This window comes from Bacillus sp. DU-106 (assembly GCF_004799705.1).
Classification (GTDB): domain Bacteria; phylum Bacillota; class Bacilli; order Bacillales; family Bacillaceae_G; genus Bacillus_A; species Bacillus_A cereus.
This window is the reverse complement of the sequence record NZ_CP026607.1, coordinates 1,062,307-1,087,892: the sequence shown is the minus strand read 5'-3', so window position 1 is coordinate 1,087,892 and position 25,586 is coordinate 1,062,307. Positions and strand designations below refer to the sequence as shown.

The following is a 25,586-nucleotide window of genomic DNA, read 5'->3' as shown; positions in this document are numbered from 1 at the left end:
AGTGCATTATTTTTGATAAATTTTATCGAATACGCCGCCGTCATTAAAGTGTTTTTCTTGTGCTTTTTTCCAACCACCAAATAGTTCACCTACTGTAAATAATTGAACTTTCGGAAATTGGGATGCATATTTTTCTGCTACTTTTTCATTACGCGGACGATAAAAGTTTTTCGCCGCAATTTCCTGTCCTTTTTCTGAGTACAAATATTCAAGATACCCTTCTGCTACTTTTTTCGTTCCTTTTTTATCAACGACTTTATCTACAACCGCTACTGGTGGTTCTGCAAGTACACTAATAGAAGGGGTTACAATTTCAAATTTATCTTTTCCAAGCTCTTTTTGAGATAATAACGCTTCATTTTCCCATGCGATTAATACGTCACCAATTCCTTTTTCAACAAATGTTGTCGTTGCTCCGCGCGCTCCTGAATCTAATACTTCTACGTTTTTATAAATTTGGCTAACAAACTCTTTCGCCTTATCTTCACTATTATTATATTTTTTCAATGCGTATCCCCACGCCGCTAAATAGTTCCAACGTGCTCCGCCTGATGTTTTTGGATTTGGTGTAATGACAGACACACCTTTTTTCGTTAAATCATCCCAGTCTTTAATTCCTTTCGGGTTTCCTTTTCGAACAAGAAATACAATTGTTGACGTGTATGGAGTGGAATTATTCGCAAGTCGCTTCTGCCAATCTTCTGCTAGTTGTTTTTTCTTACTAATGGCATCAATATCATAAGCAAGTGCTAGTGTAACAACGTCTGCTTCTAAGCCATCAATAACAGAACGCGCCTGACTTCCAGATCCCCCGTGTGATTGTTTTACATTTACTGTTTGCCCGTGCTTCTCTTTCCAATACTTCGCAAAATCTTTATTAAAATCTTGATATAACTCCCTAGTTGGATCATAAGAAACATTTAAAAGCTCAACTGTTTTTTTATCCCCACTTCCTTCAGAATTACTAGTGGATGTTGCCGAACCACACCCTGATAAAAGTACAACTGCTGATAATAAAACACCTGTACTTTTCATAAACGCTGCCTTACCCCACTTTTTCATCGTTAAGCCCCCTTAGTTTATACAATAGAAAAAGGCACACAATATATTCACAAATGTGAACATTGTGCGCCTTCAGTTTATCTGATTAGCTTCTAATGTATTGTATTCGATTTCTTTTCATTTTAATTCTGTAATTCATATGTGTCAACTTGGATTTTAAATTTTCTTGCTAAACTAAAATATTGGCATACTTCGAGCCCAATGATTTTTCAAATCAGCAAATTCTTTTGGTAACTTACTATTTTCATTCCATTCTAATTTATATGCATTTACTAACACCGTAGCCATTGATTCACGGTTCATTACTCCATTTTGATTAAAATTACCGTTCTTATCATTTTCAGAGTTCATCCATAATTTCACAAATAAGATATTGCACTCGCCGTAAGCGTTAATCCCTTCTGTTCTATGTATATCTCCTCCTTGTTGGTCATATGAAGCTTTAAATATATGGCACCACAGCTTAATCAATGCACAAAAAAATGAGGCAACCACCTTCAAAGATGGTTGCCTCATTTTTACACTTGCATCGCTTTCTCTCTCAATGCTCTTCTTAACAACTTACCAGTCGTATTCTTCGGTAATTCTATTAAAAACTCAATGCTTTTCGGCACTTTATATTTCGCTAAATGTAACGTACAGTAATGCATTAGTTCTTCTTCTGTTACGTTTGCTTGCTTCAAAACGACGTACGCTCGCACAGCTTCTCCTAAGTTTTCATCAGGAACACCGATTACGACAACTTCCGCTACTGATTCGTGCGTATATAATACTTCTTCTACTTCACGAGGGTATACGTTATAACCGCCAACTAAGACGATATCTTTTTTACGATCAACGATATAGAAGTAACCTTCTTCATCCATTTTCGCCAAGTCACCTGTATATAGCCAGCCGTCTTTCAATGTCGCAGCTGTATCTTCTGGTGCATTATAGTATCCTTTCATAACGTTAGGTCCGCGAACGATTAATTCACCGACTGCGCCGACAGGTACTTCTTCCCCAAGTTCATTTACAATTTTATTTTCTACATGCCAAATATTTGTGCCAATCGACCCTGGTTTACGAGGACGATCTAGCGGATTGAAACAAGTAACTGGTGAGGCTTCTGATAAACCGTATCCTTCTGAAACAATAACGTTAAAACGTTTTTCAAAGTTTTGTAGAAGAGCAACAGGCATCGATGCGCCACCGGAAATACAAAGACGAAGCGTCTTCACATCTTCTGCGCTTGCTTCTTCAAATAAATATAAATAATTGTACATCGTCGGTACGCCAGCAAAGATCGTTGGTTCGTACGTACGACAAATACGGAATACTTCTTTCGGACTAAATTTCGGTAACATTAAAATCGTTGCCCCGTTCACAATCGGTGCATTTACCGCAACTGTTAAACAGAATACATGGAACATAGGCAGTGCCGCAACAACACGGTCATCAGCCGTATATTGTAAATACGAAGCCACATCGCTCGCATTACTATATAAATTTTTATGTGTAAGCATAGCGCCTTTCGGTTTTCCAGTTGTGCCCGAAGTGTATAGGATAACCGCTACATCTTCTTCATCTAGTTCAGGACCTTCGTAAGTTGTATCTCCAGTCCCCACAAAACTAGTAAACGTTTTCATTTTTTCGGTTTCTGTATGGTTAAAATCTGATGAGGTTTCGCATATGATGATGTTTTCTAATGAAGGAAGTCTTGTTGTAAGAGATTGTATAACAGGTAGAAGGACGTCGAGTACGATGATTGTTTTTACATCTCCATTTTGTAAAATATAATGCATTTCGTCTGCTGTATAAATTGGATTAACTGGAATAACAGTTGCTCCGGCTTTCATTGTTCCGTATAAACCGACCAAAAAATGTGGTGAGTTCCCAACAACTAATGCGACATTGTCCCCTTTTCCAATGCCCATTTCTGCTAAATTGCTAGAAAACCTTGTGACCATTTTGTTTAATTGGTCATATGAGACCGACTGATCCATAAATATATAAGCCGGTTTATCCCCCTTCTTTTTTGCCGTTTCAGCCAAAGATTGAACGAGATTCACAAAAACCCCACCTTTATAAAATTTAGAATATTTAAAAATTCTAAATTAATTATATTAAAAGAAAATTAAAGTGGCAAGTGATATTCTATTAACTGCATATAGACAGATCACCTTCTCTTAGTTTACTTTGGAAAAATAAGGGGATTTTATTTACAAGTAATTTATAACACTAGACCAAAAATCATTTTAGGATAATATGCATTCATCTTTTCTCTAAGTTTATTAAGTTCCTCTTTATTTAACGTCGTATGCTCGCCGTGCAAGTTAAGAGCGTCCGCTCCATCTTCATGAAAATACACCGTAACATATAACGTCGGTAACCCTTTGTTGTTTTCATCTATTGATAAGACGACATCTGGCGTTTTATTAACAGTGCTGAATGTTTCATTTCTTTTCCACTTCTTATTTTGAAACATGTCTTGTATATCATGTATCTTTCGTTTGTTATCTGTATGCGTAAAATATATAACATTATCCTCAGCCGGTTTTCCGATAGACAAAATTGTACGACTTGAGGGCAATCCACTGTTACACGCTGTCATTCCGATGACGAAGCTGAGCAATAATATAACGTACATTACTCTTTTCATTTCGATTCGCCTCCTTTTCATATATATATTCCTTTATAAGAGGCAGATGTCCTGTAAGTATACATTTTGTGGTAAATGGAATTATATCGACAAAACTACAAAAAGAAAGAGGCTGCCTTTATGGCAGCCTCCCTCATTTTTAGAAGAATAAATGTAAGAAATCTTCTGTTGTAATGTTACCGAAGTAGCGTGCGATATCTACGCCTTCTAAAGCTGCAGTGAATGCATCTTTATCGAACTGAACGCCTGTTAGACGCTCTTCGATATCATGAACATCTAGTGAACCGAAGAAGTCGCCGTAAATTTTACATTCTGTTACTGTTCCTTTTTTCACTTCAAGACGAACATCAACTTGTCCAACTGGGAAGCGGTGTGAATGTTGTAAGTTGAACTTCGGTGATTTTCCGTAGTTCCAATCCCAATTTTGGTAACGTTCTTCAGAAAGTTTGTGGATCTCTTTCCAATCATTTTCTGTTAATTCATACGTTGGGATTTCTGTTTCTCCTTCGAAAATTGTTTCTAGAAGAAGTTGTCTAAACTCTTCTGTCGTCATTTCTTCGTTTAGGAACTCTGTAATGTTCGCAACGCGGCTACGGATTGATTTAATACCTTTTGATTGAATCTTATCCATTTTTACTTTTAACGCTGATACGACGTGATCGATTTCAGAGTCAAATAGTAACGTACCGTGGCTGAACATACGACCTTTCGTTGAGAACTGCGCGTTACCTGAAATTTTTCTACCTTCAGCTAAAATGTCGTTACGACCACTTAGTTCAGCATTTACGCCTAATTTACTAAGCGCTTTCGTTACAGGCTCTGTGAATTTTTTGAAGTTGCTGAAACTGTCTCCATCATCTTTCGTAATAAAACTGAAGTTTAAGTTTCCTAAATCATGATATACTGCGCCTCCGCCTGATAGACGACGAACGACATGAATACCTTTTTCTTTTACGTAATCTGCATTAATTTCTTCTACTGTGTTTTGGTTTTTACCAATGATAATCGAAGGCTCATTAATGTAAAACAGTAAATATGTTTCGTTAATATCTAAATTCTTCACACAATATTCTTCAATCGCTAAGTTTATTCTAGGGTCTGTAATTCCTTTATTATCAATAAATAACATCGTATCACCTCATGAGTTCCATACGTAGCCACTATGCGCTAGCGTAATGTGACCACTGAAAATTTGTTTTGCTTCTGTTACTAAATCAGATGGGTTGCCTGTATGCGGTAAGTGCGTTAATAAAAGTTCTTTTACATTCGCATCTTTTGCAATACTTGCTACTTCTGTACTATTCATATGCCCTGCTTTTGCAGCCTCTTGATGTGCATACATATTACACTCACAAATGAAAAGATCAGCATCTTTCGTGAATGGAATAAACTCAGGAATATAACTGGAATCAGCGCTGTATACTACGATATCACTACCTGCTGTAATGCGCATCGCAAAGCATGTAACAGGATGAACAGTTTTTAAGAATGAAATCGAGAACGGTCCAATTTGAAGTGTTTCTTCTGGATTGTACGCGATTCCTTTCGTATGCGGTTCATGTGTTAAAGAATGGAAACCATTCTCATCAAACGTATGACCGTATATTGGTAGTTCTGGTAGTTGCCTTGTTGTCGCGCTCGTAATTAATCTCGCATATTGCAATACCCCAATATCTGCAACATGATCGTGATGATAGTGCGATAGTACAACTGCATCTATATCAGATGGTGTTATATATTTTTGAAGCTGTGCTAGTACACCACTACCACAGTCTACAAGTAAACGAAAACCATCGTGTTCAAACAAATACCCCGACGTTGCTTCTCCCGCTTCTGGAAAGCCGCCCCAAAAGCCGACAACAGTCATTTTCATATGTATCCATCCTTTCTAAAACCGAGTAGGAATGCAGTTTTTCTCCGTACTTGAGAAAGTTTTTTACTTACATCCTACATTGTTAACTATAATCCATTTCCTAAACTTTTTCATTAATTTTCAATTTTGTTATAAAACAGTTGTTGACTTTTATTTTTTGTACTAATACAATGATAGTAAGAAATGGAAATGGAGGGATTGACATGATCGATCAACCAATGGAGTTTTTCAGAAATTTACCGACGAAAACTTGTGCGCACTGTGGGAAAGAAATTGACGAGCAACACGAAGCATACCATAACAAATGTGACGATTGCGTTCACGAAGAATAGTAGTTTGTGAACAGAAAAAAACCTAGCAGACATAGTCTACTAGGCTAATAACATCTTATCCTTCATCGTTGAACCTTTCACCAAGAGCTCCAGTTCAAACTCATACAATTCTTTTTTTCGATAATTTTTCGTATGGATTTTATCCATCATTAGGTCGACAACTTTTCGGGCCATTTCATCAATTGGCTGTTCAATTGTCGTAATACCTGGTTCTGTAATCTGCGATAATATTTGATTATCAAAACCGATAACAGCGAGATCATCTGGAATGCTCCAGTTATGGCGTTTCGCCTCTGAGATAATTCCAGCTGCTACCTCATCGCCTCCTGCCAAAATCGCGGTAGGATTTTTTTTGTCCTTTAATACTTCATGGAATATTCGTTTTCCATCTTCCCAATAGAAAGCGTTTTCAAGAAAGTCAATCGCTTCTACTTGGCGGCTCTTCTCAGTTATTGCACGTAAAAAGCCCATTTTTCGCTGCTGGCTAACAACTTTGGTTTCGTTACCACGGCAAAAAATAAGATTACGATATCCTTGATCTAACACATGCTTCGCAGCTATGTATGCTCCTTGCGCATGATCAAACTTCACTGTTGGAATATTTGCTTCCTCAATATATTCATTACACAACACGATTGGACCGTGCTGTAAGTATGGCTCTACATCTTCCCACGGATTTTCTAGTGAACATAGAATAATCCCATCTACTTGCTTCGTAGATAATAATTGTAAATACTCCATCTCTTTTTCCGGTAAATATCTTGTTTGACAAATAATCAGTTTATATTTATGTTCAGAAGCAGCAATCTCGATTGCTTCGATAAATCTACTGAAGAAAGGATTTGTAATCCTTGGAACTAGCACCGCAATTGTTTCCGTTTTTTGTTTACGAAGCCTTCTCGCCGCAGAATTAGGAACGAAGCCTAAATGCTTCATTGCTAATTGAACCCTTTTTTTCTTCTCATCTGAAACATATGGATGATTATTAATCACCCTAGAAACCGTTGTCCTTGATAACCCCGCTAATTTCGCCACGTCCTCTATAGTCGACACGAAATTCTCCCCCTTTGCATGAAAACGTTTTCTTGAATTGATTATATAGTATATTATTGGAAACTGCAATATCGGTTGTTATGATTTTACTATATTAATATTATACATAGGTAAAAGTCTGTTAATGCAGGGGCAATATACTACTTTTAGAAATTTACGTTATGTACATTCCTTTTCTTAATACCATATATCCTTTATTCAATATAAAACCCCATCAATACGTCATCTCCATATGATCCATCTTCATATTTAATTTGCTTTCGTTGTCTGCCTTCTTCTACAAAGCCCATACGTTTGTACACTTTAATTGCCCGATCATTAACAGAAACTACACCTAAACAAATTTTTTCTAAACCTTTCTGCCCTTTCGCCCAACTAATAAGAAATTCAATTAATTTCGTGCCTATGCCTTGATTACAATACGCCTCTTTAATCCCCATTCCCATTGTGCCTGCGTGTTGTAACCGTTCTAGTTCATATCGGTTGAAAAGTAAAAAGCCAACTACCTTCCCATCTACTTCATACACGATATAAAGATTACCTTTCTCATTACTTTTCCGTATCTTTTCTCTTTCTGCATTCATATCATTCGGTAACTTCTTTGGGGATACTATGAAAAATTTTGTAGTAGTTTCCGATAATATAATTTCTTTTCTAATATTCATAATTGCTTCTGCATCAGTCTCTTTTACTAACCGTATCATTGAATCACCTCGTACTTTTTCTTTTTAAAAATAATATTAAAACTATAAAACGGCCAATATGCAATATTACATATTGAGAATCTTTTTACTCTTGATACAATATTCATACATCAAAATAAAAGGAATGTATGCAATGAATCCAATCTTAACAGCTGCAAAACAACTATTACATAAAGAAGAAAAGATTTTATCTACTTTAAAATGTTCACTTACTGGCTATATGATTACGCATAAAGTCCCGTATCCTGGCATGTTACTTGCTACTAATCAAAGACTTCTCTTTTTTAGCCAATATAAAAACACATTCATTGCCGAATTTCATTATGAAAAAATTCTATCCATAGAAACAAAGAAAAGAATCTTTGACAAAAAAATAATATTTTACTATGAAGATGAATATATAACACTTGGATACATTACAAGTTCGAATGTTGAAGCGTTCATAGACTTACTACATAGAAACAGCAAGACTAGCACAGGCTTATAATCAGCGGGGATCCCCTCGCTGATTCATTATTTTAACTCCTCCCACTTCGTCCAAACTTCTCTCCCGTTTATACAGTACATATTATCCTCTCTATTCATAAACCCCTGTACAATAAATTCACGTCTAATTGTACAAAAATCATCATGATATTGTTTTATAAATGTATTCATTTCTTTTTCTGTATATTGATTTTCAGCATTTAACTTGCAAATTAAATGCTCTAACAATACTAGTTTTTTCTTCTTTTGACCTGGAATCGATTTTAGACGGTCCTCTTTATCAAAAAAGTTACGAATGGTCGTATCCCTAAATTCCATTTCACTTTCAGTCATTTTGTTATCCTCCATCGATTTTTATGTACTAAAACTCTTTATTTGTCTTTACCGTTTTTCTTCATTCTTTTACTAATAACATCCATAAAGTAATACCCACTAATTAGCACATAGTAAACTACAAGTATTCCTAGTGCATCTTTCATATTTATATATTTTTCTTTATGAAACAAGATAGGTGAAAGGGCGTAAACAAGAAAGATGATTAGCGGATTTAAGACAAAATAATAAGTAAGATTTCCTTTCATCATACCAGCCCCTCTACTCTATGTTTCTCTGTAAATTGTTGTAATTCCTGTCCTTTTATTTAGCTATACATGAAATATGATGAAATTAAGGAGAAAAAGGGATACAAAACAACCATTACATTATGAAGAAAATATTTTATCCACTTTAAGTACAGTTGTACAACTTTCTTACAACTGTATTTCTTTTTCATTTTTACTCCTCTCATCTACACTTCTCTTAATGAATTTATTACTTTTACGTCTGTAACTTTTTATTCAAATTAATAAATTCGTTATGGTAAATTATGTTATAATTTAATTATACATACTTTGGAGGGGAAATAGTGAAAAAAGCTATTATCGTATTCAGCATCCTATATCTTATTTTAACCGTACATACAGGAGCTGTTCTTTTAGGAAAAGAGGATTATAAAGGGACTATCAATACATTAAAGAAAACAAAGGAAACCACTTCCTTTCAATCTGCAAAAGACGGTGTGATTTTATTAAAAGGAACATTAACTACCGCGCAACCTATTACAGAGGAAAAACTTCAAAATAAAGAATTCGCACTCCTTGAAATTAATACATATAAACGACGAAAAGCAAATTGGATAAACATTAATACTGAGCAGCATATTGCAAAGCAACTCTTACTAAACAATGAGACTCTTCCTGCATTAAAAGAAATCCGCTTCTCAATGGAACCAATTACACTGTCAGGCAAAGATATTTCTGCCGAAGACTATTCACTAAAAAAGGATGATACCCAATTAACAATTAAAGGTAAAGGATACCGATACACCGGAATAGAAAACAAATCAGACGTTCTTATTTTTGGCATAAAAAAAGGAGATACACTTGAAGGTTATAGTGGCTCTGAAATTCTAATAGGAAAAACAAAAGAGGACATTTCCAGTAACATGAAACTATATACTTTTGCTGAAAAATATGGTCCATTTGTTTGGATTGTAGCTACAATTATCCTTATAAGTATTGCTATATACTTCTTCCGTAAAAATAGAAAAACAAATGAAATTTCTCAGCCTATAAAGTGAAACTTTAATCAGTAGGTGTTTTGTTCAGCCTCACTGATTATTAGCCCACACTAATCAGGCGTTTATTGGCAGTCTATCTCCCACCTAACTTCTTTTCTCTAGCCAAATTTTGAGGTGGGAGCCTTACTGCCCACAAATAGCGTGATAAAAAAAGACCAATAAAAAAGGCACCATTTTGGTACCTTTTTTATGTTCCTTATTTACGCTTCAACCGATTGATTTTCAGCAATATTTCTAAATTGTCGTTTATGCATCCAAGTTAATGAAGCGATTGTTCCAAGTGATAATACAACAATGAAGATCATGAGCATTCCAATGTTTTGCCACATGAAGTTAAAGTCTCCGCTTGATACGACTGCCTTCAATCCAGATACAGAGTATGTCATCGGTAACCAAGCATTGAATGGTTGTAAAAACTTCGGAATCAATTCTAGTGGGAATGTTCCGGCACTCGTTGTAAGCTGAATAATTAATGTGATGATGGCGATGAAACGGCCTGCATCACCGAATGCTGTTACTAAACATTGAATTAATGCTATAAATGCTAAACTTGTAATGATACTAAAGAGTATGAAGTATGGAATGCTTTGTACTTCTACACCCAATCCGAACAGTAATATAACATCTGCTACTATCGCTTGAATAATACCAACTGATAGTAGTACGCCGAACTTACTAATAAACCAACTAAACCCTGATTTCGGAACGCCGACTGTATCACGTAATGGATATACGATTGATAATAGTAATGCCCCAACGAATAAACCGAGTGATAAGAAGTACGGCGTAAATCCAGTTCCGTAGTTTGGAACTTCCGCCATTTTCTCCGTCTTCACTTTTACAGGACTTGCAAACATATCATACGTTTTATCCGTCCCTTTTACTTCACCAGTTTTTTCTGCTCCTTCGCCAAGTTTCTCTGCAAGTTCACCTGAACCATCGTTTACTTTTACGAGACCATCCGTTACTTTTCCTGATCCGTCTGCTAGTTTATTTACTCCGTCGATTAGCTGGGTTGAGCCATTTGATAATGTGCCTAAGCCTGTTGTTACTTGACCGGAGCCATCTGCTAATTGATTTACTCCACCTGCCATTTGATTTGCTCCTACAGATAATGTTCCTAAACCGCCTGTTACTTGGCTTGAACCATCTGCTAATTTGGATACCCCTGCTGATAATGTTCCTAAACCGCCTGTTACTTGACCGGAGCCATCTGCTAATTGGGACACCCCTACAGATAATGTTCCTAAACCGCCTGTTACTTGGCTTGAACCATCTGCTAATTTGGATACCCCTGCTAATAATGTTCCTAAACCGCCTGTTACTTGGCTTGAGCCATCTGCTAATTGATTTACTCCACCTGCCATTTGGTTTGCTTCTGCAGACAATGTTCCTAAACCGCCTGTTACTTGACTTGAGCCATCTGCTAATTGATGTACACCACCTGCCATTTGATTTGCTCCTGCAGATAATGTTCCTAAACCGCCTGTTACTTGACCAGAGCCATCTGCTAATTGATTTATCGCATCAATTAATTGACCGGATTCATTTTTAAATTTATTTGCGCCTTCTTTTGCTACATTTAAATTTTTACCAAACCCTTGGAAATTTTCAACAAATCCTTTTTGTGCACTGGCTAATTTCTCAATACCCTCTGTTAAAGAGTCCAATTTCGCTGTATTCGGTAGTTTGTTTTGTGCATCACTTGTTTTTTGATTTATTTCGCCTTTTAATTGTTTTACTTCTTCATTTAATTTATTTGTTCCACCTGCTACTCCGGCAGCTTTTTGTTGAACTGTAGCTGTACTTTTTACAGCACTTGTTATAAATGGTTGTAACTGCTCTTGATATTCTTTCGGTAAACTCTCGATTTGCTTTTGTAAATTCGCTACATCTTGCGCTGCATTTTTTGCATCTCCTGCTGTTGATTGCGTAAGTTCATTTAACTGATTTACATTCGCCCCAGCTCCATCTATTTTCTCATTTACTGTATTCAATATAGAAGGGCCTTTCGACTGTATTTCCTCTAAACCTGCAGCAGAACTTTTCACTTTACTATTTAAATCTTGCAAACCCTTTTCAATTTTTTGAGAAGCTACCTCTAATTGTTTTTGTCCCCCAACCAGTTGTTCCATACCATTTGATAGATCAGTTGTTCCTGTTTTTAATTCACCGGATTTACTTACTAACTTGTTCAAACCACCGGTCACTTTCTCAGATCCATCACGCAATTCGCCAATACCTTTTTGCATTTCACCCGTTTTGTTATTTAACGTATTTAAACCGTCTGTTACTTTTCCTGACCCATCTACTAATTTTCCGATACCTGTTTGCATCTCACTTGTTTTACTATTTAACGTATTTAAACCGTTCGTTACTTTTCCTGATCCATCTACTAATTTCCCGATACCTGTATTGCTATTTAGTGCATGTAAACCATCTGTTACTTTTCCTGACCCATCTACTAATTTTCCGATACCTGCATTGCTATTTAGTGCATGTAAACCGTCTGTTACTTTTCCTGACCCATCTACTAATTTTCCGATACCTACATTGCTATTTAATACATGTAAACCATCTGTTACTTTTCCTGACCCATCTACTAATTTCCCGATACCTATTTGCATTTCACCGGTTTTGCTATTTAACGTATTTAAACCTGCTGTCACTTTCCCAGATCCATCAAATAGTTTCCCAATTCCATCCTTCATCTCCCCAGACTTCCCTTGAAGTGTATGAAGGCCATCCGTCACTTTACTTGAACCATCATGCAATTCACTTGATCCGTCGTGTAGTTTACTTGCCCCTTCTGATCCATCTGCTAATCCTTTTGAGACGTCTTTAATAGAATCGAACATTTTCTCTGCATATGTTTTCGTTAACGTGCTTGATACTTCAGTTTTAATCTTTTCAATGGCTGTTCCTCCAATTTGTGAAGATAAGAAGTTTAAACTTTCGTTTGGAATGTACTCTAAGTTTAATGGCTTTGGATTGTCTTTTAGTAACGTTGTAGCGTTACTGGAGAAGTCATCTGGAATGCGCACTAACATGTAATACTTTCTACCTTCCATTCCTTTCTTCGCTTCTTTTTCACTTACGAACTCCCATTTAAAACTTTTATTATCTTTTAAATTATCAACGAGCCCTTTTCCAACCTCAATTGGTTTCCCATCAAATACTGCGCCTTTATCTAAATTGACTACTGCAACTGGTAAGTCATCTAACTGTTTATACGGATCCCAAAAGGCCCACAAAAACATCCCTGCATATAAAATCGGTACGAATAAGACCGCAATAATTGGAATTAATATTTTTTTACTTTTTATAATTTCCGTGAACTCTTTCCGAAGTAACTGATTCCCTTTCATAATTCCTCCCCCTTTTATAAAATGACCAAAATGTTCATATAGTCATTTTCACCCAAACAAAAAGGCTATACTTGTTCATACATATGCCTTATTCCCGAATTTATTACTATGCAACTTTTTCTCATTATGATTATAATTTTTCTATATCCCCCCTTAACTTAAATATATGACCATATTGTTCATTTGGTCATTTTTTATAAAATTAAAAGGATTATCTTAGTTTGACAATCCTTTTAGTAAATAAAGTTCAAATAACTCTGCAATTTTTTCTTTTTCTAGCGGTTCATGATTTTTTTCCCAATCAAAAATAAGCGATACATATAGACGAAGCATAATAAATGCTGTAATTTCTGGATCACATTTGCTAATTTCACCTTTTTCAATCGCAATCTTTAAATACGATTGAATAACAGAAACGATTTCCACATCAACTTGTTGCATAACTTCTTGTACTTCTTTCGTTCCCATATCGCGCTCTTCTTGAATTAATTTAATCATAAGCTGATGTTCTTTTCTAAATTCCAAGATGCTATATAATGCTCTATGTACATTTTCAAAAAATGAAACATCTGAACGAATTGCACTTTCTGCAACTTGCTTCATTTCTGTAATTAAATTAGAAATAATTTCACCAAATAGCTCTTCTTTATTTTTGAAAAAAGTATAAATCGTTCCTTTTCCTACATTCGCTAACTTCGCTACTTGATCCATCGTTGTTGCTTTATAACCGAACGCTGAAAAAGACTTTGTTGCAGCTTCAATAATAGAACGTTTTCGATCTATCGCCACATTTTCACCTCCAAAAATGACCAATTGGATAATATAGTCAATCAGTACATCTTTGATATTACCACACGCTTACATTCTATACAAGTTCTCTTTTTATTATTTCCAGTATAAAAAAATTTCAGTCAAGTTATATCATACTGTCCATAGTTTATCAAAAAGTATACTTGTATGGAAAGCTAGAATATATTCGTAAATAATTGCTGACTAGATCCCACTAGAAACTTAATAAAATAGACAGTGTTCTTAAAACCAAAGTTTTAAGAACACTGTCTATTATTTTGACATAGAAAGTAATATTTTCTCCATCTCTTTCTTAGTTAGATCATCATCAATTATCTCTTCGTATATCTTTGTATCTCTTGTAAAAATATCATTTACTATGACAATTTGATAATCACTATTCTTACCTTGTGCTGGTACAAACATTTTGAGTCCTTTTAACTTACTCTCTCCTTGAGAATATTTATTATATACCATTTCTTTCCCGTCTAAACTATAACTTTCTAGATTCTCTTCTCCAGGCATCATGTAGTGTAGTGGATCCTTACCACCATTAACATTACCATCCATATACATCCTTGACTGGTAAATTGTAAAACCATATTTCCCTTTTGTATATTCTGATTTAATAACTAATTCTACATCTCTTCCAAAATATGAATCAGCCCATTCTCTCTTTAATTCATAACCTTCAGGTATATAAGTTGGCTCCTTAATTTGATACGGTACATATTCTTTTGCTTCTTCTATAGTATATGTTAAAGACTTCTGCAATTTATCATTAAAAGGGTTTAATTTCTTCTGAATACTAGCTAATTTTTCTTGATTAGTTTTATTCAAACGTTCAAGATTAATTTCCTTTGTATCTCCATCATAATTCTCAGGCACATTTTTCTTAACCATTGCTTGTTTCTGAATTTCGCTAGCCTCTTTAAATAATTGGACATATTGTTCAAATTCTTTTTTTGTAAAATTCTTTTCTGCCAAATACAAAAGATCTGTATCTCTTTTATATGACTTTATCGACATACCCCATTCTCTACTTGCATTCTCTGGTGTACCATATACTGTTTCTATCGCTTCTTCAAAAGCCGCTTTAGATTGCTTATTTTCTACAACCTTTTCCTTCTGTCTTTCATCTCCCTCGGTTATCCTTGCATTTAATAAAAATCCGCCTGCTATAGCTGCTATCGCAATCACTCCAAGTAAAGAAAGACGATACGATTTCTTTTGGAATTTTTTAATCATAATGATTCTCCTTTTTAGTGTTCGTTTATTTCTACTTAAATTTGCTAGGCTTGGTACTTGATAGGAATAGTGTTGTAGAAGGGTAATAATTGTATGTCCGTATGCAATTTGTTCCTCTTTATCTATAAAAGTAAGTGCATATGCATCACAGGCTAATTCTTGATCTTCTCGCATACAAAAATAGGCGTACCAAAGAATCGGATTGAACCAATTTAATAGGATTAAACTGTACATAATCCAATTTACAGCTACATCGTTTCTCTTAATATGAGCTAACTCATGGTAAAAGACATATTGTAATTGTTGTTTATTTAATACTTTCATATGTTTTTTTGATAGTAATACTTTCGGACGAAAGAAACTAAACACAGTTGGGCTCGCAATCTTTCCCGCTAGACGTAACGAAACTGCCTTCTTCATTTTCATAGATTGCTTACAGCGATTAAACACTGTAGCGACCTGTTCATCCGTAATATCCGGTTGTTTCTTTATGTACGAATATAAACGTCTATTTGTAAGAAACGTTATGACTGCTAATACGATTACCCCAGCTAGCCAAACATACAAAGCAAGTTGGTATAAAGAAAATGTAGTCTGTTTTTCCGAACTGACTTTTACTTCCGGTTCGCTAGTTTTTGTCACCATTTTAGAATTTGATTCCAATTCCACTTTACGGTCGCTTTCTATGTTTACTATATTCTCAGTAGCCGGCATATTTTTTGGAATAACTTCCGATACGCTAGAACTATAAGAAAGTAATGAGTAAATGCTATAAGAGCTATCTGGCGACCACGGTAAAAGGAGTCTTATCATTAATACGATCCACAGCATATATTGCCACCGGGGGGTTAATTTATTTCTAAATAGAACTTTTATACATAAAATAAATCCGACTAATATGCTAGCCATAAGTGACGTTTCTATAAGCCAATCAAAAAAATGAGGAAGGTATACATTTATAAGCGTGTTTATCATTTTTATCGATCCTTCCTCTTATTCTCCTCTGTCTTCTCATCTAAAATGCGTTTTAATTCATTAATATCTTCTGAAGATAATTTCTCCTCTTTTAAGAAATTAACAAGTAATGGCTTAAACGCTGCACCGCAAAAACGTTTTAGTAAAGATTTCGTTTCCACTTGCAAATAATTATGTTGTGATACTAACGGATAATAAGCGTACATACGCCCTTTATCTTGATGGTAAGAAACGGCTTCCTTTTGTACTAATCGATTAATTAATGTGCGGATTGTTTTCGGTTTCCAGTCCATTGCATCTTCCAGTTCTTCTATAATTTCATTCGCTGTTTGCGGAGAACTCGACCAAAGTACTTTCATAATTTCTAATTCCGCTTCAGATATTTTAGGTAATTGATTTGTCATCGTATGTTTCACTCCTAAGTATTACATTTGTAATCTACAATTAAGATTACAAATGTAATACTTAATTGTCAACCATATTTTAGAAAAATTAATTTCAGCTAAACCTTACTTCACAACAACAAAATTCCTCTTTTTCAAATAATCAAATAAAAAAACAAGAAAATCTTTACAATTAATAGTAATATAGAAAATAGACAAGTTTATCAAAATAGTGGAGGCTTTTTCAGTCATGATGCGTGCGCTTCGTTTAAATATAAAGCAAGCTTTTTGTAATCGTGTTTCTTTAATTATTATGTTTAGTGGATTTGTTCTTATTTGCATTTATCATTATTATTATGTAATTCGTTATTTAGGAGACGCTGCGAATGGACCTATATCGACGGATATTAAATGGATTGGATTTCGTGGAAATGAAATGGATGTTTATTTATTATTAATGCCAGTTATTGCAAGTCTTCCCTTTAGTACAAGTTATAACTCGGATAAGTCCGATGGTTTTAAACCGTTTGTCAGTAAAGAAATTTCTTTATTTTCTTATTCAGTAACGAAATATATCGTTACATTTTTTTGCGGCGGACTTCTTTATACATTTCCATTCATCTTATCGTTATTATTTTGCAAATTAACCATTCCAGACGGAGTACCAACGGCTGGTTCAGGCATTATAAATGATAACGGGATGTTCGCAAACTTATATGAAACTTCTCCCATCACTTACATTGCTGTATATATCGGAATTAATTTTTTATTTGCAGGTTTGATGGCTCTTTTAGGACTTGCTGCATCTGCATGGTCCCAAAAGGACTATATGGCGCTTCTATTTCCATTTGCAACTACCTCTATTCCTTACGTCCTGCTAAATACGGTACTCCCTACAATAGGCGGAGCACCTATTCATTTATATGATCCAAGGCAGCCGCTGCATGGCATGTCACCATATATTTTGACAATACAATGTGCCTTCTTCCTCCTCGTTAGCTTAATCATGTATATACAAGGAGTAAAACGTGATAGAAAAAAATATAGAAGAAGGTTGCAAAAAAGAGAGCGGTGTAGAAAGGCGTTTCAAGTATAATAAAACCCTAATTTCCTTACTATATTGGAAATTAGGGTTTTATTTACTATTCACTTACGGTGTACCAGCCAATCCCCATAAAATAACAACCGCTACAAAATAAATCGCTTTAATCACTACTACTAAACATAATGAAACAATTGCATATTTACTTAATTCTCTTCTTGCACCTATTAAAGTGAAAATAACCGCCAAACTAAATGTTATATAAGAAGTTGCTGTATGTATTAAGTTATACGTAATATCTAGATTGCTTGTAAGTCCTGTTATATCAGCTACAAACTGAAGCATGACGATCGTACTAAAAAAAATTGCAAACTGATTCATTACCTTTCCATTTATTTGTAACTGCATTGTTGTCCTCCTTATTAAAAAACTAAATATTCAATCAATTTTATCATTAGATTACAAAAAAAGGAATCATCTCTTTATACTATTCTATAACGATGCAAAAAAAAAACGCTTAGTCACCTAAGCGTTCCTTTCTTTAAGAAGCTTTCTTCAAATCAATTTGAGCAAGTACTGGGTCATGGTCGCTTACACGTCCGTGCTCTTTCATTATATTTGAGTTTAAGTGCACTGGATCTACAATTGTGTGTGGTGCGATATTATTTGTTACTAAAATATGATCTAACACTTGTGCATTTCCTTCGTGAATGTACGTGTAACGATTCTCTTTTGGCACTGTGTTTAACATATCTTTTAAGATTGTTCCCTCTAGTGTTTTTAGTGGTTTAGAGAATTCGAAATCGTTCATATCACCTAACACGACAACTGGTGCATTCGTATTCTTTTTCTGAATTCCTTGCACGAAATGATTTACCTCTTGTGCTAACTGAATTCGTTTGTCTTCACTTTTTAATACGAGCGGCTGCACTTTTCCAAATGGCGTTGCATCTCCTAGTTTTGAGTTTAAGTGATTTGCAACGACAACAATGTTTTGTCCTTGGAACGTAAATTCTGCCGCTAACGGTTTACGTGTACTTTCAAATAATGGATTTTCGTCTCCAATACGAACAACATTTTTATCAAGTAACTTTGGTACCGTCGCTAATTTCACGCGTGATGGATTATAGAAGAAGCCGACGCGAATATTCGCTCCTGGTGCTCCTCCGTCTTGATTATTGTTTGGAGCGATTTCTACATACTCATACTTCGGTCCACGAATTTCTAGCACTGCATCAATGATACGTTTTGCGCTTAATGACGCATCTGTTGTACCGTCATTAATTGATCCGTTATTATCTTGCATTTCCTCTACACCGATAATATCTGGCATTTTTAAGTTGTATTTAATAGAATACGCTAACGCTTTTACCTTTTCATCTGTTGTTTCTTTTTTATTCGCTGAGAAGTTTTCAATGTTATATGTAGCAACCGTTAACTTATCAAGACGTGGCTGAATATTTGCGCCTACTTGCTTAAATCCACCATCCACTACAGCTGGCAGTTCTGTTATTGGCGAAATACGGAAAGAACCGTAATCATATCCTACTACCCCTGTTATATCTCCAGTGAAAGTATCTCCTACTTTTGCTACATAATCACGAGGTACTTTTACAGAAAGGCGCTCTGGGTTTAATTGATTTTCATCTAATAGAGGTGTGCCATATTGTGTTACTACTTTATCTCCACCATTTTTTACTGTTACATATAAATTTCCGTTTTTCTGAGGTGCAATAATTTTTGGTGTTGGCATCGTAACACGCATACCTTCTATACTTTCATAAAAGTCGATTGCATCTTCATTTGGATCAAATAAACCGAATGCATCATTATCAATAATCTGGTCCGGGATTTTCACACCGTTTTCCCCAAGTACAATCGGTGCCGGCAAAGATTGATCTTTTGCGATTACAACAACGCGACTCGCCTTAATTTCTGTCGTCGTTAAGTCTGTTTCAAATCGCTCTGCATATCCTGGTCCAACATATTCTTCTACTACTCCATCAACTTGAATAAGATCTCCTACTGCTACATTCGCATCTTTTTTGTATACGTACATACCTTCTGAAGTAGCTGGATCATTATCTGGCTGATTGTCTTCTATATAAAAACCATTTTTATCAAGCGCTGTTACAACGCCTTCCACATTGTATACTTTCTTCCCGTTGTAAGGAGACATATGTGATTTTCCTTGAATATCATGAATACGAACCTGTTCATTATTTACGATAATAAATGAAAATGTCGAAATTGCTGAAGAAGTAAGTCCTTCTTTTTCTGCGATTGCTTTCACTACACTATTTTCATTCACTATAATTTGTCCATTATAACGAACACTTTTATTAGTAGGATTAGAGCCATCTAACGTATAGTAAATTGTTGCACCTTCTGTATTCGTCGTTAATGTTACCGCTGTTCCTTTAGCAACTTCTCCGCTGTTCGGTGAAGCTACTACATCGCTAACACGGTTTTGTCCTTCACCTTGAAACTTATAAGCTGTTACTGATTTTAGACCTGGGTTACTAAAATATAATTCAAGAGTCCCAGTCAAACTAACTTTCTTCCCGATATTTTCAGGGTGATCTTTTACATTCACTGCCGTTCTCACATCACCTTTTGGCAACTGAACGGGCATGATTTTGTCTGGATTCGTTTCGTTTGGCGAATCTGCAATTGCTACGTTTGTATCATCAAACTTAGCTGGATCCTTCGTATATTTAGAAGAACTTTGCGTATATCCGACAATATATCCTTCCACAATCCCCTTCGTTTTCCCTTGCTGCTTAAATACTTGAATTGCTTTTTCTACTGACATAGAAGCAGTTTCTTCTGCTTGCGCTAAAGTTCCAGTAAATGAAAGCAATAGCAAGAATGATAAAAAGACGCTTAACAATTTCTTCACAGCCATTTTCCTCTCCCTATTTCATATTTTCTCAGCATTTCTATCATAACAAATGATTCGTTATATAGAACTATTTTTCGACAAATTTTACAAAAGATTTATTTAATTTACAAGCTTTCAAACTATAATACAAAATAATAATTTTACACCTTCTACAAATGCACTCTATAATGTTAGAGAGAGAAAACAGAAAATATCGACATTTGATTGGCATGTAAAATGGATTCATTTGAATAGGAGTGATTGGATGGAAGTGCAAACAGAAACATACCGCGCAGCTATGAATGGAACATTAGAACGTCATTTTTCAGATATGATTGCTGTTATACCAACTAGAATTACAATTGAGCAGTTAAAACAACGACTAGAAAATATCGCTACTAAAGTTGATGAGTTAAAAATTGTTTATAGTGATGAGACAAGCCTTATTGTTGAGTTACATATGGATGAAACAATCATACCGTATGAACTGTATATTGATGAGGCGAATGCCCCAGAAGAATATAAAATGTACAATAGACAAGATTCTACAATCGTAGATCGTAATTTTGAAGATGCGGCTTTCGGCACCGAAATTTTCACTCGTACGCTATTTGTAGGCGATGTACTGGACTGCTTTTTCCAGCAGTTACAGTTTTTATGGAACCTCGCCCCAGATTTGTTATTTGTAATTGATTCAAGTGCAGCAATGAAAGTGATATCTAGAAACTATATTGAATATCACGTTGAAAATGAATTATTACCTGACATTCCTGACTTATACGTTATTCATTCCGTTTATGAAGACGATAAAGAAGGCGAGCCTACGCAACATTGGTTTCATACACATGGTCTTTTAAGAGCAGGCGTAACTGAAATAGAGTTAATTATTCCAAATCGCATTTCTTCCTACTACGGCATTGGCGATCTCTTTCAAACATTTGCTAATAATGCCGTTGAGAATGGACAAGTCCCTATGAATGAGCCTATCGTTATCGCGCATAGTCAGCAAGGTTCTATACATACAGTCGCTGTTCCGTGGGAAAAAGGATTATCTTATATAGGGCATAAAACGTGTATGGACCAATTATCTTCAATCGAGGATGAAGAAGTGAAACTACAACCAATAGATGCACAAAATACATTCTTAGGCGGAATGGATGCCCGAGATGAATACCATCAATCTCCATCCGTTCTCTTATTCAAATTTAATACTTCAGGAGAATATATTGAAAGTTTTTTCAAAGAACACGAGGAAGCTACAGGGCTCATGTTCTATAAAACAAATAGTGAAACCGATCGTATGGCTTACAATGCGAAAAATACTTTCGGGTATTTCAGCAACATTTTTCACATTGAACAATCAAATGAAGATTTTCGTTTCCTTGCTAAGTTTGGTGTCTCCTACGAAGAAGGAAAAAGTGAGCATATGTGGTTTGAAATGCAAAACATTACGGAAGATTTCATTCAAGGAATACTCATTAATGAACCATATTTTATAGAAGATATGAGTGAAGGAAATTCTTATCATTTAGATTTTGATAACTTAACAGAGTGGGTTATTTATGCAGGAGATGCTGTTATAAAGCCAAATAACTTATATATGTTTATTGGCGAATAAGTATTTTATATAATAAACGAAACGCCTTCAATATGATTGAAGGCGTTTCTTATAATTTATTGTGCGATTAATTCAGCATCTATTACTTTCTCCAAATGAGATAATACACGCTTTGCAGCTTCCTCACCTTGATTCATACAGTCTGGAAGTCCAGCACCAGCATAGGAGCTACCTGCCAAGTATATACCTGGCAACTCTTTCTCCATAAATGTTGTGAGCTTTTTCATTCGCTCGTTATGGCCTACTGTATATTGAGGCATCGCTTCTTTCCAGCGACTTACGATTGTAAACTCTGGATCCTCTGTAATATCCATCGTCTTCCTTAAATCTTCTAGTACGAGCTGAACGAGTTCTTCTTCAGTTTGTTCTACAACCGCTTCATCACCAGCACGTCCAACGTAACAGCGAAGGAGTGTTTTTCCTTCTGGCGTTGTATGTGGCCATTTTTTATGCGTCCACGTACATGCTGTAATGGTGTAATCGCTATTTCGTGATACGACAAATCCTGTACCATTAATATCGCGCTGGATTGCAGACTTTTGGAAAGCAAGTGCCACATTCGCAACGGATGTGGCTGGAATATTACGGAAGAAACGAAACTGCTTGTACTGAGCAAACATGGACGGCAATACTTTATGCGAAGTTGCCACTACGATGGCGTCCGCTTCTATTTCTTTTCCGTTACTAAGAGTAATCGTATAACCATCACCCTGTTTTGCAACTTTTTCAATGCGAGTTCCCTTTATTATCGTACCTTCATGCATCTTTGCTTCGAGAGATTCTACGATAGATTCTAAACCTGTTTTCACTGTTTGGAAGATTCCTTTTTTCGGTTCAGCTTTCTCTTCTTTCGGAGCGAGCGTACGCATACCGAGTGAAATACTGCGATGTTTCTGCTCAATTTGATACATTTGCGGGAATGTTGACATTAAGCTCATTTCATCAATATCCCCTGCATAAATACCCGATAGTAACGGTTCTATTAAGTTTTCAACCACTTCGTTTCCAAGACGATGTCTGAAAAATTGTCCGAGTGATTGGTCAGATACTGGCTTTGACCTCGGCATTAATAGATCAAAGCCAGCTCTTAGTTTACCAATTGGGGAGAACAGCCCGGAAAATAGAAACGGCGTAATTTGCGTTGGAATTCCCATCATTGATCCATTCGGCATTTTATGTAACCGATTGTTTACAAGGATAAATGATTGACCGGCTTGATTATTTACAAGTTCATCGCCAAGACCTAATTCTTTCACTAATCTAGCTGCACTTTCTTTTCGTGCTAAGAAAGAATCTGGTCCGCGCTCAATTGTAAATCCATCTTTTCGAACGGTTTGAATTTTTCCGCCAAGTTTACCCGATGCTTCTATAAGTAATGTATCAATCGGCAAGTTTTTTTCATGAATATTTTTTTGTAAGTTATACATTGCTGTTAATCCAGTGATGCCTCCGCCGACGATCACAACTTTTTTCCTCAAGCAGGCTCCTCCTTTCTTCTTACAGTACAGATTCTTTTTTCTTTAATACAACATCTGTTAAACAATCAATAAATGCCTCCGATGCATTTGGCATTTCTGGACGATAATATTTTGCACCAATTTCATCCGTTACAACTTTACACTCAAAGTCGTTGTCATATAAAACTTCTAAATGTTCCGCAACAAATCCAACTGGTGCATATACGAATGAAGTATAACCGTGCTTTTCATTTAGTTCTCTCGTTAAATCTTGTACATCTGGACCAATCCAAGGATCTGGTGTGTTTCCTGCACTTTGCCAGCCTACTGCATAGTTTGCTACTTCAGCTCCGCGCGCGATATAGTCCGCTGTTTCATTTAATTGATCTGGATATGGATCGCCCATTGCAATAATTTTCTCTGGTAAGCTATGTGCAGATACGATTAATACTGCTTTTTCACGCTCTGCATCTGACATACCGTTATATATACCTTTCACTGCATCAACCCAGTACTGGATGAATTTCGGCTCTTTATACCAGCTATCAATGCCATGAATTGTTAAGTTTCCAAGTTTCTCAGCTTCTTCTTGTGCTCGTCCAACGTATGATTTCACGCTAAACGTAGAATAGTGAGGTGCAAGAACAAGTGCGATTGCATCTTGTATTCCGTCGTTATGCATATCTTTCACTGCATCTTCAATAAACGGTTCAATATGTTTTAAGCCAAGATACATATGGTACTCTACTTCATCTTGTACTTCATTTAAACGCTTCTCTAACTTCTTAGCTTGCTCTAATGTAATAGTAGCTAAAGGAGAAATACCACCAATTGCACGGTAACGCTCTGTTAAATCTTCCAGCATTTCAGGACTTGGCTTTCTTCCTCTACGAATATGTGTATAGTAACGTTCAATATCTTCTTCTTTATATGGCGTTCCGTATGCCATTACAAGCAAACCAATTTTCTTTTTCATACAGCAATGCTCCTTTACTTCGCTAACTGCCCTTTAGAGTATTCATGAATAAATGTAGTTAAACGTTTTAATGTATCTGGATTTACTTCTGGGAATACACCGTGACCTAGGTTAAAGATATAACCCGGCTGTTTCATCCCTTGATCTAAAATACCTTTTACATGTTCTTCAATAACAGACCATGGTGCAAGTAAGAATGAAGGGTCCATATTACCTTGTACCGCCTTATGAACGCCCCGTGCACGTGCTTCTTCAATCGGTAAGCGCCAATCTAAGCCGACTACATCAAGCGGTAAGTCGTGCCACTCATTCACTAAGTGTGCAGCTCCTACGCCGTGCATAATCATTGGAACACCCATCTTACGAACTTCTGCAAAAATACGCTCCATTGCTGGTTTAATAAATACGCGATAATCCGCTACATTTACTGTTCCAACCCAAGAATCGAAAATTTGAACTGCTTTTGCTCCTGCGTTAATTTGCGCTTTTAAATATGTAATAACCATATCTGCTAGTTTATCCATTAAAGCGAACCAAGCTTTTGGCTCTGCATACATGAACGCTTTCGTATTATGGTAGTTACGAGATGGACCGCCTTCAATCATATAGCTCGCTAATGTAAATGGAGCTCCTGAAAAACCGATTAACGGTACGTCTAACATTTCTGTCGTTAATAAACGAATTGTATCTAGTATGTACGGTACGTCATCTTCTGGATTGATTTCCCCTAGTTTTTCTACGTCTTGTAAAGAACGGATTGGGTTATCGATAACTGGGCCAATACCTGATTTAATTTCTACATCCACACCAATTGCAGGTAGTGGTGACATAATATCTTTATAAAGAATTGCTGCGTCTACGTTATACTGATCAACCGGCAATTTTGTAACGTAAGCACATAACTCTGGATTGTGTGTAATTTCAAATAAAGAATACTTTTCTTTAATCTTTCTATATTCCGGCTGTGAACGACCTGCTTGACGCATATACCATGCTGGTACATAATCGGTACGTTCCCCCCTACATGCTTTTAAAAATGTCTCATTTATAGTTCTTACCAAGACCCTTGCTCCCTTC

Annotated in this window: 24 protein-coding genes; 5 read left to right on the top strand and 19 right to left on the bottom strand. The window is 35.8% G+C overall.

The annotated features are described in order from the left end of the window. Nucleotides 1–6: 6 nt before the first annotated feature. The 6 genes from C3Y97_RS05615 to C3Y97_RS05590 all read right to left on the bottom strand — a co-directional run bounded on the left by C3Y97_RS05615 (nucleotide 7) and on the right by C3Y97_RS05590 (nucleotide 5,576). On the bottom strand, nucleotides 7–1,062 hold the full coding sequence (locus tag C3Y97_RS05615; RefSeq protein WP_016122071.1) for a sulfate ABC transporter substrate-binding protein: 1,056 nt from the start codon (nucleotides 1,060–1,062) through the stop codon (nucleotides 7–9). Between the two features lie 174 nt (nucleotides 1,063–1,236). Next, nucleotides 1,237–1,413 (bottom strand): hypothetical protein, encoded by a 177-nt coding sequence (locus C3Y97_RS28320; protein ID WP_001986183.1) that lies wholly within the window; start codon nucleotides 1,411–1,413, stop codon nucleotides 1,237–1,239. A 167-nt stretch (nucleotides 1,414–1,580) separates the two neighbouring features. Next, the gene (locus C3Y97_RS05605; RefSeq protein WP_016122070.1) at nucleotides 1,581–3,113 is read right to left on the bottom strand and encodes a fatty acid--CoA ligase family protein; all 1,533 of its coding nucleotides are present in this window, start codon (nucleotides 3,111–3,113) and stop codon (nucleotides 1,581–1,583) included. 161 nt (nucleotides 3,114–3,274) lie between these two features. After that, entirely contained in the window at nucleotides 3,275–3,703 is a 429-nt protein-coding gene (locus C3Y97_RS05600) for a hypothetical protein (RefSeq protein WP_136363175.1), read from the bottom strand. Between the two features lie 139 nt (nucleotides 3,704–3,842). Next, entirely contained in the window at nucleotides 3,843–4,832 is a 990-nt protein-coding gene (lplA, locus tag C3Y97_RS05595; RefSeq protein WP_000897285.1) for a lipoate--protein ligase, read from the bottom strand. A gap of 9 nt (nucleotides 4,833–4,841) precedes the next feature. After that, complete coding sequence (locus C3Y97_RS05590; RefSeq protein WP_000784668.1) at nucleotides 4,842–5,576, bottom strand: MBL fold metallo-hydrolase; 735 nt, start codon at nucleotides 5,574–5,576, stop codon at nucleotides 4,842–4,844. Nucleotides 5,577–5,779: 203 nt separating this feature from the next. On the opposite strand from C3Y97_RS05590, the gene yhfH reads away from it, so the two are divergent. After that, nucleotides 5,780–5,908, top strand: a complete 129-nt coding sequence (gene yhfH, locus C3Y97_RS05585) for a protein YhfH (RefSeq protein WP_000567010.1) — start codon at nucleotides 5,780–5,782, stop codon at nucleotides 5,906–5,908. A gap of 39 nt (nucleotides 5,909–5,947) precedes the next feature. Here the strand turns inward: yhfH and C3Y97_RS05580 are convergent, their stop codons facing one another. Both C3Y97_RS05580 and C3Y97_RS05575 read right to left on the bottom strand, forming a co-directional pair. Further along, nucleotides 5,948–6,961: a LacI family DNA-binding transcriptional regulator gene (locus C3Y97_RS05580; protein WP_136363173.1), complete on the bottom strand. Its 1,014-nt coding sequence runs from the start codon at nucleotides 6,959–6,961 to the stop codon at nucleotides 5,948–5,950. A gap of 194 nt (nucleotides 6,962–7,155) precedes the next feature. After that, nucleotides 7,156–7,665 (bottom strand): GNAT family N-acetyltransferase, encoded by a 510-nt coding sequence (locus C3Y97_RS05575; RefSeq protein WP_000620469.1) that lies wholly within the window; start codon nucleotides 7,663–7,665, stop codon nucleotides 7,156–7,158. A 133-nt stretch (nucleotides 7,666–7,798) separates the two neighbouring features. Between C3Y97_RS05575 and C3Y97_RS05570 the strand changes: the two genes are divergently transcribed. Continuing rightward, nucleotides 7,799–8,152: a PH domain-containing protein gene (locus C3Y97_RS05570; protein WP_136363171.1), complete on the top strand. Its 354-nt coding sequence runs from the start codon at nucleotides 7,799–7,801 to the stop codon at nucleotides 8,150–8,152. Nucleotides 8,153–8,178: 26 nt separating this feature from the next. On the opposite strand, the gene C3Y97_RS05565 is transcribed toward C3Y97_RS05570, so the two are convergent. Both C3Y97_RS05565 and C3Y97_RS05560 read right to left on the bottom strand, forming a co-directional pair. Next, nucleotides 8,179–8,484 carry a DUF2087 domain-containing protein gene (locus C3Y97_RS05565; protein WP_136363169.1) on the bottom strand — a complete coding sequence of 102 codons (306 nt, stop codon included), beginning with the start codon at nucleotides 8,482–8,484 and terminating at the stop codon, nucleotides 8,179–8,181. A gap of 38 nt (nucleotides 8,485–8,522) precedes the next feature. Further along, nucleotides 8,523–8,735 (bottom strand): hypothetical protein, encoded by a 213-nt coding sequence (locus C3Y97_RS05560; RefSeq protein WP_002182535.1) that lies wholly within the window; start codon nucleotides 8,733–8,735, stop codon nucleotides 8,523–8,525. A 320-nt stretch (nucleotides 8,736–9,055) separates the two neighbouring features. Between C3Y97_RS05560 and C3Y97_RS05550 the strand changes: the two genes are divergently transcribed. After that, on the top strand, nucleotides 9,056–9,769 hold the full coding sequence (locus tag C3Y97_RS05550; protein WP_000709140.1) for a hypothetical protein: 714 nt from the start codon (nucleotides 9,056–9,058) through the stop codon (nucleotides 9,767–9,769). A gap of 200 nt (nucleotides 9,770–9,969) precedes the next feature. Here C3Y97_RS05550 and C3Y97_RS05545 read toward each other — a convergent pair whose 3' ends face one another. The 4 genes from C3Y97_RS05545 to C3Y97_RS05530 all read right to left on the bottom strand — a co-directional run bounded on the left by C3Y97_RS05545 (nucleotide 9,970) and on the right by C3Y97_RS05530 (nucleotide 16,553). Then, entirely contained in the window at nucleotides 9,970–13,137 is a 3,168-nt protein-coding gene (locus C3Y97_RS05545) for a YhgE/Pip domain-containing protein (RefSeq protein WP_136363167.1), read from the bottom strand. A 216-nt stretch (nucleotides 13,138–13,353) separates the two neighbouring features. Then, nucleotides 13,354–13,926, bottom strand: a complete 573-nt coding sequence (locus C3Y97_RS05540) for a TetR/AcrR family transcriptional regulator (protein ID WP_000963381.1) — start codon at nucleotides 13,924–13,926, stop codon at nucleotides 13,354–13,356. A gap of 273 nt (nucleotides 13,927–14,199) precedes the next feature. Further along, entirely contained in the window at nucleotides 14,200–16,149 is a 1,950-nt protein-coding gene (locus C3Y97_RS05535) for a M56 family metallopeptidase (protein ID WP_136363165.1), read from the bottom strand. Between the two features lie 2 nt (nucleotides 16,150–16,151). Continuing rightward, nucleotides 16,152–16,553, bottom strand: coding sequence for a BlaI/MecI/CopY family transcriptional regulator (locus C3Y97_RS05530; RefSeq protein WP_000184510.1), 402 nt, complete (start codon nucleotides 16,551–16,553; stop codon nucleotides 16,152–16,154). A gap of 229 nt (nucleotides 16,554–16,782) precedes the next feature. On the opposite strand from C3Y97_RS05530, the gene C3Y97_RS05525 reads away from it, so the two are divergent. After that, nucleotides 16,783–17,628, top strand: coding sequence for a membrane protein (locus tag C3Y97_RS05525; RefSeq protein ID WP_000984146.1), 846 nt, complete (start codon nucleotides 16,783–16,785; stop codon nucleotides 17,626–17,628). Nucleotides 17,629–17,682: 54 nt separating this feature from the next. Here C3Y97_RS05525 and C3Y97_RS05520 read toward each other — a convergent pair whose 3' ends face one another. Beyond that, nucleotides 17,683–17,982: a hypothetical protein gene (locus tag C3Y97_RS05520; RefSeq protein WP_001176852.1), complete on the bottom strand. Its 300-nt coding sequence runs from the start codon at nucleotides 17,980–17,982 to the stop codon at nucleotides 17,683–17,685. Between the two features lie 133 nt (nucleotides 17,983–18,115). Next, nucleotides 18,116–20,482 (bottom strand): DUF6359 domain-containing protein, encoded by a 2,367-nt coding sequence (locus C3Y97_RS05515; protein WP_136363163.1) that lies wholly within the window; start codon nucleotides 20,480–20,482, stop codon nucleotides 18,116–18,118. Between the two features lie 241 nt (nucleotides 20,483–20,723). On the opposite strand from C3Y97_RS05515, the gene C3Y97_RS05510 reads away from it, so the two are divergent. After that, nucleotides 20,724–22,076: a DUF4026 domain-containing protein gene (locus C3Y97_RS05510; protein ID WP_136363161.1), complete on the top strand. Its 1,353-nt coding sequence runs from the start codon at nucleotides 20,724–20,726 to the stop codon at nucleotides 22,074–22,076. A gap of 56 nt (nucleotides 22,077–22,132) precedes the next feature. Here C3Y97_RS05510 and hemY read toward each other — a convergent pair whose 3' ends face one another. From hemY to hemE, 3 genes are read right to left on the bottom strand one after another with little or no spacing between them, the layout of a single operon-like run. Beyond that, on the bottom strand, nucleotides 22,133–23,554 hold the full coding sequence (gene hemY / locus C3Y97_RS05505; protein ID WP_001228097.1) for a protoporphyrinogen oxidase: 1,422 nt from the start codon (nucleotides 23,552–23,554) through the stop codon (nucleotides 22,133–22,135). Nucleotides 23,555–23,573: 19 nt separating this feature from the next. Then, nucleotides 23,574–24,509, bottom strand: coding sequence for a ferrochelatase (gene hemH, locus C3Y97_RS05500; protein WP_000726779.1), 936 nt, complete (start codon nucleotides 24,507–24,509; stop codon nucleotides 23,574–23,576). 14 nt (nucleotides 24,510–24,523) lie between these two features. Beyond that, on the bottom strand, nucleotides 24,524–25,570 hold the full coding sequence (gene hemE, locus C3Y97_RS05495) for a uroporphyrinogen decarboxylase (RefSeq protein WP_000252605.1): 1,047 nt from the start codon (nucleotides 25,568–25,570) through the stop codon (nucleotides 24,524–24,526). Nucleotides 25,571–25,586: the final 16 nt, after the last annotated feature.